The 16,825-nt window shown below is 33.8% G+C and carries 15 protein-coding genes; 13 read left to right on the plus strand and 2 right to left on the minus strand.

Going from position 1 to position 16,825, the window contains the following annotated elements; all coding sequences use genetic code 11:
- Window positions 1-17 precede the first annotated feature (17 nt).
- Window positions 18-875 carry an N-acetylmuramoyl-L-alanine amidase gene (locus THYS13_RS11915; protein ID WP_042834716.1) on the minus strand — a complete coding sequence of 286 codons (858 nt, stop codon included), beginning with the start codon at window positions 873-875 and terminating at the stop codon, window positions 18-20.
- Window positions 876-1,054: 179 nt separating this feature from the next.
- On the opposite strand from THYS13_RS11915, the gene THYS13_RS11920 reads away from it, so the two are divergent.
- Window positions 1,055-1,693 carry a coenzyme F420-0:L-glutamate ligase gene (locus tag THYS13_RS11920; protein ID WP_042834718.1) on the plus strand — a complete coding sequence of 213 codons (639 nt, stop codon included), beginning with the start codon at window positions 1,055-1,057 and terminating at the stop codon, window positions 1,691-1,693.
- Window positions 1,694-1,841: 148 nt separating this feature from the next.
- Here THYS13_RS11920 and THYS13_RS11925 read toward each other — a convergent pair whose 3' ends face one another.
- Window positions 1,842-2,480, minus strand: coding sequence for a DUF1614 domain-containing protein (locus tag THYS13_RS11925; protein WP_042834719.1), 639 nt, complete (start codon window positions 2,478-2,480; stop codon window positions 1,842-1,844).
- Window positions 2,481-2,632: 152 nt separating this feature from the next.
- Between THYS13_RS11925 and THYS13_RS11930 the strand changes: the two genes are divergently transcribed.
- The 12 genes from THYS13_RS11930 (at window position 2,633) to THYS13_RS11990 (ending at window position 16,825) form a co-directional block, all read left to right on the plus strand.
- On the plus strand, window positions 2,633-2,848 hold the full coding sequence (locus tag THYS13_RS11930; RefSeq protein ID WP_042834720.1) for a DUF896 domain-containing protein: 216 nt from the start codon (window positions 2,633-2,635) through the stop codon (window positions 2,846-2,848).
- Window positions 2,849-2,868: 20 nt separating this feature from the next.
- Window positions 2,869-4,296 carry an aspartate aminotransferase family protein gene (locus THYS13_RS11935; protein ID WP_042834721.1) on the plus strand — a complete coding sequence of 476 codons (1,428 nt, stop codon included), beginning with the start codon at window positions 2,869-2,871 and terminating at the stop codon, window positions 4,294-4,296.
- Between the two features lie 21 nt (window positions 4,297-4,317).
- Window positions 4,318-4,803, plus strand: a complete 486-nt coding sequence (locus THYS13_RS11940) for a thioredoxin family protein (protein ID WP_042834723.1) — start codon at window positions 4,318-4,320, stop codon at window positions 4,801-4,803.
- A 180-nt stretch (window positions 4,804-4,983) separates the two neighbouring features.
- Window positions 4,984-7,164, plus strand: coding sequence for an adenosylcobalamin-dependent ribonucleoside-diphosphate reductase (locus tag THYS13_RS11945; protein ID WP_042834724.1), 2,181 nt, complete (start codon window positions 4,984-4,986; stop codon window positions 7,162-7,164).
- A 245-nt stretch (window positions 7,165-7,409) separates the two neighbouring features.
- Window positions 7,410-9,074, plus strand: a complete 1,665-nt coding sequence (locus THYS13_RS11950; protein WP_042834725.1) for a sensor domain-containing diguanylate cyclase — start codon at window positions 7,410-7,412, stop codon at window positions 9,072-9,074.
- 148 nt (window positions 9,075-9,222) lie between these two features.
- Window positions 9,223-10,944 carry a phosphoenolpyruvate--protein phosphotransferase gene (gene ptsP / locus THYS13_RS11955; protein WP_042834726.1) on the plus strand — a complete coding sequence of 574 codons (1,722 nt, stop codon included), beginning with the start codon at window positions 9,223-9,225 and terminating at the stop codon, window positions 10,942-10,944.
- Between the two features lie 117 nt (window positions 10,945-11,061).
- On the plus strand, window positions 11,062-13,101 hold the full coding sequence (gene fusA, locus THYS13_RS11960) for an elongation factor G (protein WP_042834727.1): 2,040 nt from the start codon (window positions 11,062-11,064) through the stop codon (window positions 13,099-13,101).
- Between the two features lie 106 nt (window positions 13,102-13,207).
- Window positions 13,208-14,419, plus strand: coding sequence for an NADP-dependent malic enzyme (locus tag THYS13_RS11965; RefSeq protein ID WP_042834728.1), 1,212 nt, complete (start codon window positions 13,208-13,210; stop codon window positions 14,417-14,419).
- 24 nt (window positions 14,420-14,443) lie between these two features.
- Complete coding sequence (locus tag THYS13_RS11970) at window positions 14,444-14,635, plus strand: hypothetical protein (RefSeq protein ID WP_042834729.1); 192 nt, start codon at window positions 14,444-14,446, stop codon at window positions 14,633-14,635.
- Between the two features lie 172 nt (window positions 14,636-14,807).
- Window positions 14,808-15,266: a CtsR family transcriptional regulator gene (locus THYS13_RS11980; protein WP_255356321.1), complete on the plus strand. Its 459-nt coding sequence runs from the start codon at window positions 14,808-14,810 to the stop codon at window positions 15,264-15,266.
- Window positions 15,267-15,279: 13 nt separating this feature from the next.
- The gene (locus THYS13_RS11985; protein WP_042834732.1) at window positions 15,280-15,795 is read left to right on the plus strand and encodes a UvrB/UvrC motif-containing protein; all 516 of its coding nucleotides are present in this window, start codon (window positions 15,280-15,282) and stop codon (window positions 15,793-15,795) included.
- A 10-nt stretch (window positions 15,796-15,805) separates the two neighbouring features.
- Entirely contained in the window at window positions 15,806-16,825 is a 1,020-nt protein-coding gene (locus THYS13_RS11990; RefSeq protein ID WP_042834733.1) for a protein arginine kinase, read from the plus strand.

The following is a 16,825-nucleotide window of genomic DNA, read 5'->3' on the forward strand; positions in this document are numbered from 1 at the left end:
CCCTGCCCTTTTTTATTTTATTCAGCATAAAATTTTACTAAGCCGTTAAATATAGCTTGAGCAACTTTACTTCTGTAATCTAAGTCTCTCAAATGGGCATCATCAAGTCTTATATTTTCCATTGCAGGTACTACACCAATAGGTATTACATTCTCTTTATAATTATAGGATTTGGGGTAAATACCAAGGTTGTCAAGTTGAAGTTTACGAGACATAGACTCGTTTATGTATTTTGCAAGTTTTAAAGATTTTTCATTTCTATCTGAATAATATACCTTAAATCCACTTTCTTTTTTTAAAGAAGTTTCTGTAAATATATCTATAAGAATTCCTTCTTCCAATTTTTCTAAATCTTCTTCTTGAGGGGACTTTTCCCATGAAAGTTTACTTTGTGCCCCACATGTCGTGAGCAAAAAATGGAGTTTTTTTGCTATTGCCATCATTGGTATATGTTGAAGAAGACCGGTGGGACTTGTAGTTTTTTCTTTAAATCCTGGATTAATCAATATTTTTTTTTCTTTCAATATCTCTGATAATGGTTTTCTACTTATATAGAGCTTAAATTTTGCTGGAATACCTTCAATAATTTCAATTTCAAAATCTGTTTGAAAGTCAAAAGCTATTTCTGCAACTATTTGTTGTTCTATGGCTTTTATTTCTACATGAGAGATTATTCCATCTAAAACATTATATTTCCCTTCTGGCATGTTTAAAGGGGTAGTTTCAAAAATGACTTGTAGTGAGGTGCTTTGCTTTTCTACGTGATATGTTGGTACTTTTAGTGAAAACTCAAATACAATAAGACTTTTAAGATTTTTTATTGATTCATTGCTGGAAGTAGAATCAATTTTTAAATTTGTCAATTTGTTTAACATTTTTATCCTCTCCAATTGTTAAAATTAGATTAAAAAACATAAATGTGAAATAATTGTGATGAATTTGTGATATAATTGTGATGAAAGACAAATATATTTTACCACAACAAGAAAAAAATAAAAGATATTTACTAAAAATTTTATTATTACAATTTTTAGGATATTTGGAGGCAAAATTTATGTATGGAAAAATACCAATAAAAACCCATATTATAACTGAAAAAGATGATATAGTAGAAGTTGTGTACAATTATACAAAAGATATAGCAGAGCCAGGAGATTTAATATCAATTGCAGAAAGCGTTGTAGCTATAACACAAGGTAGGGCATATCTTCCCGAAAATATAAAGCCAGGGATTCTTGCAAAGATACTGTGTAAGTTTACCGACAGGAATGGAAGTCTTACTTCTCCTCAAGCAATGCAATGTGCTATCAACGAAGTGGGATGGTTTAGGATTTTGATTGCTTCTATTATAGGAGGGCTAGGCAAGCTATTGGGTAGAAAAGGGTGGTTTTTTATTATAGCTGGGAGAAAAGTTGCTTTAATCGACGACATTGCAGGAACAATGCCCCCTTATCATAGATACATAGTGTTGGGACCTAAAGACCCTGATGCAGTTTGCGAAAGGATAAAAGAGAAAACGGGAGTCGATGCAGTTATAATCGATGCAAATGATTTGCAGCGTGCTGATTGCGTTGGTGCCTCCAAAGGGGTTGATAAAAAATTCGTAGAAAGCTTATTTATCGATAACCCATCAGGTAATGCTGAACAGCAAACTCCTATTGTAATTATAAAAAATTACAAGGAATTTGAATAATTAGTGTGTTTTTTATTTTGACAATATGTGTTACAATAATTGTAAAAAAATAGGGAGTTTAAATATATAAATAAAGTTTAAAGAAATAACAGAATGGTTTAATAAGTATTTAAAGTGATAAATACCCTACTGTGTAAGTAGGGTATTTTTAAGCTAATAAAGCTGCTACTACACCTACTAAAAAAATTCCATCGAATATACCTGCGCCTCCTATACTTATAGCATGAGAGTTTAAGTCTTTAAAATGAGGAAGATTAAGAAGGTCTGCTCCAATTAATGTGCCTAAAACTCCTGATATGTATGCTACAGGAGCTGCATTATTATGAGATAGCAAAATTGCTGCAGCAGCTGCTACAAGAGGTGGTATAAAGGCAGGAAGTGAAATACCTACTCCTGGCACAGGTTTAGCTAATGCTTTGGCAACAGCTGTGACTATTATAGTAGCTATTATCGTAGGAATTAGAGGGGTTCTTTGCATGAGGTATATACTGAATAGCACAGGAATGATGGCACCCCCTACATTTACTGCAATTATTTGTTCCCGTACTCTGGGAGGATAGTAGAAAAGAAAAGGAAAAAATATCTCTTCTTCATCATGTACTATAAATTTTTTGCGAGATATAGGAATATTGATTATACTTCCTATTAAAGATAAGCTAAAAAGAAAAACTGCCATTTGAGGGGATAACCCTAATTTTGCAAAAGAAAAAGTAGCTGCTTGTATGAAAAATACAAATATTAAAAAGGGAAACAATAATATTAGAAAAAATATCCAAATCAAAGGCATTACAAAAACCTCCTTAAATATTGCCGCTATATTGTTATAATATCATAAAAGTAATAGTCCTATCCATTACTTTATAAAAATTCTTTTGTTTTTTGGAAAAAAGGAATATAATATATTTGTCAAAGTCAAAATTTCTTCAACGAGGTGGAGAGATGATAACGAGAGAGATGATAGATAGAATAAATTTCCTTTATTACAAATCACAAACAGAAGGTTTAACAGAAGAGGAAAAAGAAGAGCAGAAAAGGCTGAGGCAAGAATATGTGAAAGAAATAAAAGAGAGAGTAAGAAGAGAATTAGAAAGTATTAAATATGCTGAAAATGGCTGCAAACATTGTGGTCATGACCATCATCACCATAGACATTAAAAATAAAGGAGAGATGAAAGATGTATGAAGGTACAAAAGGGAAAGTGAAGGAGGATATTCCGGAATATATAACTTTAGAAGAAGCACTTACATTAAACAAAAATCAAGTCAGAGAAAATTACAAAGAATATATAAATTCAGTTTTTGTATCCATGCTTTCAATGCTTCAGTTTGATAAACTTTTTGTAAGAGCTAAAGGAGTTTCAGTATGGGATAATGAAGGAAATGAGTATTATGATTTTTTAGGAGGTTATGGTGCTTTAAATTTAGGGCATAACCCCGATGAGGTCATCGAAGCTGTAGAAAAAGTAAAAGATATGCCTAACATACTACAAGCTGCTATAGGAAATTTGCCGGGGGTTCTTGCTCATAATCTTGCAAAAGTGACACCAGGAAATCTTAAAAGGAGTTTTTTTTGTAACAGTGGTGCAGAAGCAGTAGAAGGTGCTTTAAAACTTGCTAAAATTGCCTCTGGAAAGCACAAAATAGTTTATTGCCAAAATTCTTTTCACGGTAAATCGATGGGTGCCCTTTCAGTGACAGGGCGAGAAAAATATCAAAAGTATTTTAAACCACTTGTGCCAGAGACAGTTCCTATTCCATTTGGAGATGAAAAAGCTTTGGAGGAAACTTTGAAAGGTAGAGACGTTGCTGCTTTTATAGTAGAGCCTATCCAAGGGGAAGGAGGAGTGATTGTGCCTCCAGAAGGCTATTTGCAAAAAGTGCGGGAATTATGTACTAAATATGATGCTTATTTAATATTAGATGAGGTTCAAACTGGCTTTGGAAGAACAGGAAAAATGTTTGCATGTGAGCATGAAGGAGTAGTTCCAGATATAATGTGTCTTGCTAAGTCTTTAGGGGGCGGAGTTATGCCTATTGGCGCCTACATAACTAGGGAAGAAATATGGCAAAAGGCTTATGGAACGATGGAAAAAGCTCTTTTGCATACTTCTACTTTTGGCGGAAATACTTATGCGTGTGCTGCTGCAATTGCTTCAATACAAGCTATTATAGAGAAAAAACTTCCTGATGCTGCAAAAGAAAAAGGTGAATACTTTTTAGGTCGACTGAAAGAATTGAAGGAAAAACATCCCAAACTTATAAAAGATGTAAGAGGAAAAGGACTTTTGATAGGAATAGAATTTAATCAACCAGAAGGAGGACTTCTTGACAAGATTTCTGGAGGTGCTATTTCAAAGCTTTCAAGTGAATACATGGGTTCTTTGATTGCGGGAGAACTTCAAAATAAGCATCGAATTATAACAGCCTACACTTTGAATAATCCAAATGTAATAAGATTAGAGCCTCCTTTGATTGTGACAAAAGAACAAATTGATAAAGTTGTAGATGCTTTAGATGAAATTCTCACAAGAAATAGTAGCTTCTTAGGGATTACTGTCTCGGGAGCAAAAACTGTTTTAGGATCGTTATTTAAAAGGCAGTAAATTGAAAGAGGTGAATTAACTTTGAAAGAATTGTTTGAAAAAGGAATAACTTTTGAGGAATTTGTAAAAGAATCGGAGGAAGATATTGCTAAAAGAATAAAAGAGAGATATGAAAAGACAGTCTTAGATGAAGAGTTGATAGAGAAATTAAAATTTAAAGATGAGATAAATATTTTGGCATTTGCTGAGAGTTGGTGTCCTGATTCTCAAGTTAATGTGCCTATAGTTGCAAAAATCGCAAGTTATAATAAAAATTTTAAACTGAGAATTTTAAAAAGAGAAGGTAACGAAGAACACATGAAACCTTATTATATAGATGGCAAAGCTAAAATACCAACTTTTGTATTTGTGAATAAAGATTTTAAAGAAATTGGTCATTGGATTGAAAGGCCTGAAATAGTAAAAGAACTTGCAAAAAGTGGAGAAGAGGAGTGGAAAAGAGATTATCTTAAAGGGAAATATGATAAAAACATAATTGAGGAAATTATTAATATTTTGTCCCGGTAAGTGTGCCGGGTCTTTTTAAATTCGTTTAATTTATTAAGCTTTTGAACGAAAATTAATAGTAAAGTGAGATAATAAAGTTAATTGGATAGTTTTGAAGGTTGCAAAATCCACAATAAAATGTATAATTTAATAAATGATACACAAAATATTGTGGTTTTACATAAGAGGAGGAATTATATTATGCTTCCAATTTGGAATGAGCAAAGAGAAAAAGTATTTCTTGACAGGTATGCTTTGAAAGACAAAGAAGGAAAGCCGATTGAGAAAAAACCGGAAGAAATGTTTAGAAGAGTTGCCAAAGCTATTGCTACGAATAAAAGAGAAGAAGAGATGTTTTACAAAGTGATGAGTGAATGGAAATTTATACCTGGAGGTAGAATACTTGCGGGGGCGGGGACTGGCAGAGAGGTTACCTACTTTAATTGCTTTGTGATACCTGTTGAAGCAAATGATCCTAAAAAGGGTAATGACAGCCGGGCAGCTATAATGGATACTATAGCTAAAATGCTGGAAATTAACTCGCGAGGTGGAGGTGTTGGTATTAATTGGAGCACACTAAGACCTCGTGGGGCATATGTAAAGGGAGTAGGGGGTACCTCATCAGGAGCTGTAAGCTGGATGTTGGCTGCAAATGAAGTAGCTACCCAAGTTGAACAGGGGGGGAGTCGCAGAGCAGCTTTAATGTTTATGCTTTGGGACTGGCACCCTGATATTGAAGAATTCATTAAAGTTAAGAAGGATTTAACAAAAATGCAGCAAGCAAATCTCTCTGTTGCTGTGTCGGATGCATTTATGGAAGCAGTAGCGCATGACAAAGTATGGAAGCTTGAATTTCCAGATACCTCTCATCCTAATTACGATGCTGAGTGGAGAGGTGACTTAACTGAATGGAAGTCTAAAGGGTATCCAACTATAGTTTACAAGGAAATTCCGGCGAGAGAGCTGTGGAATAAAATTGTTACTGCTGCCTGGGAATCGGCAGAGCCGGGAGTAGTATTTTTAGAAAGGTATAATAAATTTAGCAATACATATTATGTTGCGAAGATAATCTCCACAAATCCATGTGGGGAGCTGGGTTTGGAGCCTTACGGAGTATGCAATTTGGGAGCTATAAACTTAGTTGCTTTTGTGGAAAATGGCAAAATTAATTTTACCGATCTTGAAGAGACAGTAAAAGTTGCGGTTAGATTTTTAGATAATGTGCTGGATTCAGGAGCTTATGTACTACCACAAAATAAAGAAATGGCTCAAAAATTACGCAAAATAGGACTTGGAATTATGGGACTTGCCGATGCATTGATACTTATGGATTTGAAATATGGCAGTGAAAATGCTCTTAAAGTGACAGAACAAATAGCTTCTACTATTAGAAATGCTGCATATAAAGCTTCTGTGGAACTTGCAAAAGAGAGAGGAGCATTTCCTGAATTTGTTGTAGAAAAATATTTAAAATCACAATTTGTAAAAAGTTTACCAAACGAAATAAGAGAGGAAATTGCAACATATGGGATACGGAATGCAACTATTTTGACTCAAGCTCCTACAGGTACAACTTCTATTCTTACAGGGGTGAGTTCTGGCATAGAGCCAAATTTTGCAAAAGAGTATATAAGGCAAGATAGAACTGGTACCCATACTATAAAACATTGGCTTGCTGATTATCCAGCCTTTGTAAGTGCCCATGAAATAACTCCTGAAGAACACGTGAAAATGCAAGCTGTTTTACAAAAATATGTTGATTCAAGCATATCAAAGACCATAAATTTACCGAATTCTGCTACAATTGATGATATAGATAAAATTTATAGATTGGCTTATGAATTGGGATGTAAAGGCATTACAGTATATAGGGATGGTTCTAGAGAAGGAGTTTTAGTTACTGATATAAAATCAAAAGAAAAGACACAGATAACAGAAAGACCTCCTGTATTAAAAGGAGTTACTAAACGCATAGAAACTCCATTAGGGCGTGCATATGTCACGATTAATTTTATAGATGAGAAGCCGTTTGAGGTATTTGTAAATATTGGGCGTGCTGGTTCTGATGTAGCGGCTTTTACAGAAGCAATTGCAAGATTAATTTCCTTAGCTTTGCGCGGTGGAGTAGCAATTGAAGAAATTACTGAACAGTTAATAGGAATTGGTGGTGCAACAGCAATTGGTTTTGGGGAAAATAGGGTTATGTCAGTTCCTGATGCTATAGGCAAGGCCTTAAGAAATGGGTATCAACCAAAAAATAATGGTAATGGAATTAAATCTTCTACTACTCACGTTGATATTTGTCCTGCTTGCGGTATGGCAACATTTGTGTATACAGAAGGTTGTAAAACGTGCCTAAATTGTGGATATTCTGAATGCTAATGAAAAATATTTTATCAATTTAATTTTTGGATTATAGTTTAAAGAACCTCTTTCAATATTTTGAAGAGGTTCTAATTTATTTTTTGAATTAATATACATAATTCGACATATTATGATGGAGATTTGTGGTACAATTGGCTCTGATAAATAAATGTGATTAATTTTATAAACATTTGTCAGCCCAAGAAGGATTTTTGAAATAAATGTAGAATACTAATATGATTCGGAAAAACGAGGGGATTCGTATGGGGAAGTACAGAGAACTGGTTTTTAATATAACCTTAATTACAATAGGAAGTATATTATTTGTGTGGGCACTTTACTACTGTGGTATTGGAATGGATTGGAGAGTCTTTTTGATTTTATTAGCTTTTGCAATAATTTTGGACAATCTTGGAATAATGTATACAGATATAAAAATGTCTTTAAGCCCTACAATAGGAATAACTACTTTTTTAATTTTTGGGACGGTTGGAGCGGCTACTCTCATGGTGTCCTCTGTTATGTTTGATACTATTGTAGTAAGAAAAAAGATAAAAAATGGGCTTTTAAATGGAGGAATGTTTTCTATTGCGTATTTAGTGGCAGGATGGTTTTATGAATTCATAGGTGGAAAAATTGGAATAGTTTCTTTTACGCAAGTCAAATATATTTTAAGTTATGTCATAATGAGTTTTCTTTTGAATAATTTTATACTGTATTATGCTTTAAAAGTACAGGGGAAGATTTTGTTTAAAGAGTATTGGAATGAGAGTGTATTATTAGAGTTGGGTACTTATATAGTTATGATTCCTGTTTCATTACTTCTTGCATATATTTATTTTAAACATAGCCTTCTGTTTTTTGTGTTATCTTTAACTCCACTTATATTCATAGCATATGCTTTTAGGATGATTAGAGATTTGATTAAGGCAAATAAAAGGCTTAACGCCATATATGAGATGGTTAAAATGATAAATTCGAAGTTAGAGTTGGAGCAAATATTAGATACTATTATAGAAGTTATTTCTCAAGTTGTTTCAATATCTGCAGCAGCAATATATTTGACAGATTCTAATGGGGTAGCTGCTTTAGTAAAATCGATAGGTAATAGAGAGGGAGAAGGAGGCTTTAAAGAAAATTACTTCAAAGATGAGGGAATAATAGGAAAGTGCATATCTTCTAACAAAACAGTAGCAATTAAGGATTTAAAGCAGGATAAAAGATTTTTAAAAGAACAATTTTTAAATAACTATGGCAGTGTAGTAGTAGCTCCTTTAAGGTTTTCGGGATCTGTCATTGGATGTCTTATGGTGTTGCATGTAGAGACAAATGTGTTTGATGAGGATTCTGTTAAAATCATAGAGATAATCGTAGATCAAGCTTCTGTTGCGATAACCAATGCTAAACGATATTATGAAGTCACCAAAAAATCTATTACTGATCCTTTAACAAAGACTTATAATAGAAGATATTTTAATGATGCATTAATGGAAAATATTATGAGGGCAGATGAGACTAGTGAGCCTGTGAGCCTTATAATGTTTGATTTGGATAATTTTAAACTGATTAATGATACTTATGGCCATTTAGTGGGAGATGAAGTACTTAAGGAAGTGGCAAAACGGATAAAAAACAATGTGAGAAGTGATGATATTGTAGCGCGATTTGGTGGAGAAGAATTTGCAGTGATTTTGCCGAAACTTACTGCAGAACAAGCCTATATGATTGCAGAGAGGATAAGAAATGAAGTATCATCAAGGCCAATTAGGACAGATAAAGGAGATATATATGTAACCATAACGGGTGGAGTAGCAGATTATCCGGAAAAGGCTGATTCTGCAGAAAAACTTATAAGCCATGCAGATAGAGCTTTATATGCAGGTGGCAAAAGTAAAGGAAGGAACAAAATTGCAATATATGAAGTGTGAAAAATGCTTAAAGAAAAGACTGGGAGAATATTTTCCAGGTCTTTTTTGTTTGCTTTATTTTTTTATTTTATTATTGTGCAAAAGTTTCACACTGGGACGAAAACTATGTTATAATAGACGTTAGAACTAATTTTAAGGAGGGTCAAAAATGCTAAAAGGAGTTGCGGCATCCCCGGGGATAGCAATTGGGAAGGTTTTTTTATATACTAAAGAAAAAGCAGAAATCAACATGAAAAACATAGATGAATCAAAAGTAGAGTACGAAATTGAAAGATTTAAGAAAGCTTTAGTAGTGACGAAGGAACAAATACAAAAAATTAAAGAAGATGCATTAAAAGAATTTGGGAAGGACAAGGCAGAAATTTTTGAGGCACATTTAATGCTAGCAAGTGACCCCGAACTTATTGAAGGGGTAGAAAACATGATAAAGACTGAACTTATAACTGCTGATAATGCGGTAAATAAAGTAATTGAACAAAATGCTTCTGTAATGGAAAGTTTAAATGATGAATATTTAAAAGAAAGAGCTGTAGATTTAAGGGATGTAGGAAACCGTATAATAAATAATCTTTTAGGAGTAAAAAGCACCAGCCTTTCTGAACTTGATGAACAAGTGGTAGTTATAGCCAGAGACTTAACCCCTTCAGATACAGCTACCATGAAAAAAGAAATGGTTTTAGGATTTGCTACAGATGTAGGCGGAAGAACTTCTCATACAGCTATAATGGCACGTTCCTTAGAAATTCCTGCTGTAGTAGGATTGGGCGATGTTACCTTTCAAGTTAATAATGGAGATACCATAATAGTAGATGGGTTGGAAGGAGTTGTCATTGTAAATCCTGACGAAAATACAATAAACGAATATAAGGCTAAAAAAGAGAATTATGATAAAAAGGTGGAGAAATTAAAGAAATTAAAAGATTTGCCTGCAATAACTCCAGATGGCAAAAAAGTCATGTTAACGGCAAATATAGGAACTCCAAAAGATGTAAAAAGTGCGCTGGCCAATGGAGCAGAAGGTGTTGGACTTTTTAGAACTGAATTCTTATACATGGATAGAACTACTCTTCCTACAGAAGAAGAGCAATTTGAAGCCTACAAAGAAGTTGTAGAAAAAATGGAAAGACGGCCTGTTACTATAAGAACCTTAGATATAGGCGGAGATAAAGAGCTTCCTTATCTTGATATGCCTAAAGAGATGAATCCTTTTTTGGGATATAGGGCTATAAGGCTTTGCTTGGATAGGACAGACATATTTAAGACCCAATTACGAGCAATTTTAAGAGCAAGTGCTTATGGAAATATTCACATAATGTATCCGATGATATCTTCTATAGAAGATGTAAGAAAAGCAAATATCGTTTTAAATGAAGTAAAAGCTGAGCTTGATAAAGAAGGCATAAAGTATGACAAAAACATAAAAGTAGGTATAATGGTAGAAATACCTTCTGCTGCAGTGACTGCAGACATATTAGCTAAAGAAGTGGACTTCTTTAGCATAGGAACTAATGACCTGACGCAGTATACCCTTGCTGTTGACAGAATGAATGAACACGTAAAAGATTATTATCAGCCATTTAATCCAGCTATTTTAAGGCTTATAAAGTTTGTGATCGATGCGGCTCACAAAGAAGGAAAATTTGCGGCTATGTGCGGTGAAATGGCGGGAGATCCTTTAGCTACGGTTATATTGTTAGGACTTGGCTTAGACGAATTTTCTATGAGTGCATCTTCAATACCTACAGTTAAAAATATCATCAGAAATGTGGAATATGAAAGAGCAAAAGAAATAGCGGAAAGAGTGCTAAATATTGCTGAAGCAGAAAAGATACAAAAAATGATGGAGGACATAATTAAAGACATTGAGTAAATCTCTGACGTTTTGTCAGAGATTTTTATTAAAAAATATCAAAAAAATAAAGGAAAATTTCAAAATGTATAGAATAATAATATTAAAGATTATTTGCGATAAGATAGGGGGATATGTATGAAGGATTACAAAACTAATCAAATAAGAAATGTAGGATTGGTTTCCCACGGTGGAGCCGGTAAAACTACATTAACTGAGGCATTCCTTTTCAACACAAAAGTCATCGATAGAATGGGACGCGTAGAAAATGGAACTACTGTCTCTGACTATGACCCAGAGGAAATTGCCAGGCAGATATCTATTTCCACATCAGTAATTCCAGTGGAGTGGAAAGAGTATAAAATTAATATATTAGATATGCCAGGGTATTTTGATTTTTTTGGAGAGGTTGTCAGTGGTTTGCGGGTTGTAGACAGTGTTATAATACCTGTGTGTGCTGCTGCTGGTGTAGAAGTGGGAACTGAAAAAGTGTTTAATATAGCTAAAAAGAATAAGTTGCCTATTATATTTTTTATTAACAAAATGGATAGAGAAAATGCAGATTATTTTAAGGCTTTAAATCAATTGATGGATAAATTTGGTAATAAGGTTATTCCTTTGACATTTCCTATTGGAAGCGAACAAAGTTTTAAAGGCTATGTAGACGTTCTTACTCAAAAAGCATACGTTTACGATGAAAAAGGAATAAAGGAGACAGAAGTACCGGCAGAGTTAATGGATAAAGTTTTATCGGCAAAAGAGGAATTGATTGAGAACATTGCTGAAAACGATGAAACTTTAATGGAAAAGTACTTTGGAGGAGAAGAATTTACACAAGAAGAAATAAAAGAAGGAATCAAAAACAGCATAAGAATTGGAGAGTTAATGCCTGTTTTATGCGGTTCAAGCCTTAAAAATATTGGAACAGATAAATTATTAGATGCCATTGTGGAATTTTTGCCATCGCCTCTGGATATAGAAAGAGAAAAAGTCACTGAAAATAGTCCGGTAGCCGCGTTTGTATTTAAAACTATAGCAGATCCTTATGTAGGAAGACTTTCCATTTTTAAAGTTGTATCGGGTACTCTAACTTCTGATTCTACACTACTTAATTCAAATAAGCAGATGCAAGAAAAAATAAGCCAGCTTTACATTTTAAGAGGGAAAAAGCAGATGCCTGTATCTAAGTTAGTAGCTGGAGATATAGGAGCAGTTGCAAAGCTTCAATATACCATGACAGGAGATACTTTATGCGATCCTTCTAATCCTGTTACGTTGTCAGCAATCGAGTTTCCTCAGCCTACACTTGCTCTTGCAATTGAACCTAAATCCAAAGGGGATGAGGAAAAAATTAGCAATGGACTCCAAAGGTTGCAAGAAGAAGATCCGACTTTTAAAGTAGAAAAGAATTTAGAGACAGGTCAAATGATAGTTTATGGAATGGGAGAACAACATATAGAAGTAATTTCTAAAAAGTTGATGAACAAGTTTGGAGTAGAATGCACCTTGACAGACCCAATTGTACCCTATAGAGAGACGATAAAGGGTAAAGTCAAAGTAGAAGGAAAGCATAAAAAACAGACAGGTGGGCATGGACAATATGGCCATGTGTGGATTGAATTTGAACCGAACCCCAACAGTGAGTTTGAATTTGAAGATAAGATTTTTGGTGGAGCTGTTCCAAAACAATATATTCCAGCAGTGGAAAAGGGCTTAAGGGAAAGTTTAAAAGAAGGTGTACTTGCTCGTTATCCTGTTGTAAACATTAAAGCTACTTTGGTAGATGGTTCCTACCATCCTGTTGATTCTTCTGAAATGGCTTTTAAAATTGCTGCATCTCTTGCTTTTAAAAAGGGGATGGAACAAGCAAATCCGGTTCTTTTAGAACCTATTATGAGAGTAGAAGTGGTGGTACCTGAAGAATACATGGGAGATATCATTGGGGATTTGAATAAGAGAAGAGGAAGAATTTTAGGAATGGAGTCAAAAGACAATTTGGAAGTAATCACAGCAGAAGTGCCTTTAGCTGAAATGAATAGATATGCGACAGACTTAAGGTCTTTGACACAAGCAAGAGGAGACTTTAAAATGACTTTTGCAAGATATGAAGAAGCTCCACCTAATGTGGCACAAAAGATAATAGAAGAAAGGAAGAAATTAAAAGATAAAGAAGAATAAGCCTGCTTTTGCAGGCTTTATTTTTAGTGCAGCTAATAACTTTTTTCTAAAAAATATTTAAGTTATAATATAAGAAAACACGGGTATTAGAGGAGGACTTTATGAAATGAATATAAGAGAAGAAACTTTAACGCTTCACAAAGAAAATAGAGGCAAACTTGAAATTGTAAGTAAGATAGAAGTGAAAAATGACAAGGATTTGGCTTTAGCCTATACCCCAGGTGTTGCAGAGCCTTGTAAGGAGATACATAAAAATAGTGATTTAGTATATGAATATACTACAAAGAGCCACATGATTGCGGTTGTGACAGATGGTTCAGCTGTTTTAGGTTTAGGCAACATAGGGCCCTACGCAGCACTACCTGTTATGGAAGGAAAAGCAGTTTTATTTAAAGAATTTGGAGGGGTTGATGCAGTACCTATATGTCTTGCTACTCAAGATGTTGAAGAAATTATAAAAACTGTGGTGAATATTTCACCTACTTTTGGAGGTATAAATCTTGAAGATATTTCTGCTCCTCGCTGTTTTGAAATAGAAAGAAAGTTGGACGAAATTTTGAATATACCTGTATTTCATGATGACCAGCATGGAACGGCAGTTGTAACTTTGGCTGCTTTAATAAATGCTTTAAAAATTGTAGAAAAAGAATTAAAAGAAGTTACTGCTGTTGTAAATGGAGCTGGAGCGGCAGGGATTGCTATTGCTAAATTTTTAATAAAAGCTGGTATAAAAGATGTAATAGTTTGCGATAGAAGTGGTATCATATATGAAGGAAGAGAAGATAAAGACTTCTCTAAAAAAGAGATTGCAAAAATATCAAATAAAGGAAGATTAAGAGGAGCTTTAAAAGATGCTTTAAAAGGAGCAGATGTGTTTATTGGAGTATCAGCACCTAATGTATTAAATAAAGAAATGATAAAAATAATGGCCAAAAAACCAATAGTTTTCGCATTAGCTAATCCAGTACCTGAAATATATCCTGATGAAGCAAAAGAGGCAGGAGCTTATGTGGTGGGTACTGGTAGATCTGATTTTCCAAATCAAATAAACAACGTGTTGGCTTTTCCAGGTATATTTAGAGGGGCATTAGAAGTTAGGGCTACTACAATTAATGAAGAGATGAAAGTTAGGGCTGCATATTCTATTGCCCAAACTATTTCAGAAAATGAACTTACTCCGGAGTATATAATTCCAAAGCCTTTTGACAAAAGGGTTCTTAAAAATGTAGCAATAGCAGTTGCAAAAGCAGCAATGGAGACGGGGGCAGCGAGAGTCAATTTAGATTTAAAAGAGTTGGAAAATAACTTTAATAAATAATAAAGTGAGCAAGAGGTGGAGGATATGAATAAAAGTCAAAAATTTTTCAAAGGAAAGCTATACAAATCAGTAAGAGGGAACTTTTTTGAAGAAGAAACTTATGAAAATAGAGATAGAAAGAATTTAAAGGGAAAAAGCAATTTTTCATCTCTTATAAATCAAGAAGACCATCAAGAGTTGGCAGATGAAGGGGAAGAAAACTATGAAAATGAATAAAAAATGGTGAAAATTTTAGAATATGAGAGATATTTTTATTATTTGATGAAAATATTAGAAAAAATCACTTGCTTTAGCGTGAAAAAGCCATTGACGAGAGAACAAAAAAATGTAAAAATATATTCGAAGGTCAAAGAAAGTCAAAGTAAAAGTAAGAGACGTGGTGGTGGCGATGGCAAGGCTTAGTGATTTGATTGAAAATTTTATAAAAGAGCTAATGGAAGAGGCTGGTAAGCATTATGTAGAAATTCAAAGAAATGAACTAGCAAATGTTTTTAATTGTGCGCCATCTCAAATAAACTATGTGTTAGAGACGCGTTTTACTATTGACAGAGGATACATCATAGAAAGTAAAAGAGGTGGCGGGGGTTATATCAAAATTTATAAAACTTCTATATCAAACAATTGGATAAATAAAATAATAGAAAATATAGGGGATAATATTTCTGAGAGTAAAGCTAGATACTACATTGATGCTCTTTTAGACCATAATATTATAACTTCAAGGGAAGCAGCTTTGATGAAAGCCGTAGTTAATGATAAGATTCTTCCTTTTTCTCAAGAGGATAATAATATGTTGCGGGCATTATTACTTAAGGCAATGCTTATGGAAATTGCTCGCAACAAGTAAGGAGGTAATTTTTATGATGTGTGATAAATGCAAAATAAGGCCTGCTACGGTTCATTACACTAAAATAGTAAACGGAGTAAAAACTGAAATGCATTTGTGTGACCAGTGCGCAGCAGAAGAGGGAATTTTAAATGCAGAAGTTTTTTCAACTTTTACACCTTTTTCAGTTCAAAATTTATTGTCAGGTTTAATGGACTTTTTGCCTGGAATAGATGAGTTTACAAAAAAGCCTTTAAAGTGCAGTCACTGTGGTATGACTTACGAAGATTTTAAAAAAATTGGAAGATTAGGTTGCAGTTTCTGCTATGATGCTTTTGCTGAAGAATTAAATCCTCTTATGAGGAGAATACACGGTAGTACAGAACACAGAGGGAAAATTCCTAAAAAAGCTGGGGGTAAAATGAGAGTAAAAAGAGAAATTGAGGAGTTAAAGTTACAATTGGAAAAAGCTATTAAAGAAGAAGCTTATGAAAAAGCAGCAGAACTAAGAGATAAAATCAGAGAATTGGAGAAAGAATTAGGAAAGTAGGTGACTTAAGATGCTTAAGTACGATAAAGATGTGGTATTGTCCAGTAGAATTAGACTTGCTCGAAATATAAAAGATATTCCTTTCCCTACGGTTATGACAGAAGAGCAGGGACGGAAGGTTATAGATTTGGTTAGAAAAGCTATATTAGGTAGTAATACTATTTTATCTACCCAATTTGTAGAATATGATATGAAGAAATTAACTCCTATTGACAGGCAATCACTTGTAGAAAAGCACCTTATAAGCCCTGACCTTTCACAGAATACAAAGAGTGGTTATGCTCTTATAAAAGATGACAATACAGTGAGTATAATGGTCAATGAAGAGGATCATCTTAGGATACAATGCATATTAGAAGGATTAAGGCTTAATGAAAGCTGGGATACTGCTGATAAAATTGACGATTTGATTGAAGAAACCATCGACTATGCCTATGATGAAAAGATAGGTTATTTGACTTCTTGTCCTACTAACGTAGGAACAGGGATACGAGCCTCAGTCATGGTTCACCTTCCCGCTCTTACTATTACTGGGCAAATAAGCAATATTTTAAACTCTGTTTCTAAAATAGGTATGGCAGTTAGAGGAATATACGGTGAAGGTACTCAAGCTTTAGGAGATATTTATCAAATTTCAAATCAAGTCACTCTTGGCCAAAGTGAAAGAGAAATAATTGAAAATATTGAAGGAGTAGCAAGACAAATTATCTTTAGTGAAAGAAAAGCTAGAGAGGACCTATACAAAAAACAGAGAATTCAAATAGAAGATAGAGTAGGAAGAGCTTTTGGAATTTTATCTCATGCAAAAGTGATGTCTACAAAGGAATACATGACTTTAATGTCTGACGTGAGATTAGGAGCAGTTTTAGGAATATTAGATGTGGATATAAATAAAATTGATATTCTCACTACACATATACAACCAGCTAATTTACAAAAAATTTATGGCATTCAATTAGACCCCTATGAAAGAGATGTTAAAAGGGCAGAATATGTAGTAAGTCAAATAAACAAAAACGATAATTTATAG

It is taken from the genome of Thermoanaerobacter sp. YS13 (genome assembly GCF_000806225.2).
Lineage (GTDB): Bacteria > Bacillota > Thermoanaerobacteria > Thermoanaerobacterales > Thermoanaerobacteraceae > Thermoanaerobacter > Thermoanaerobacter uzonensis.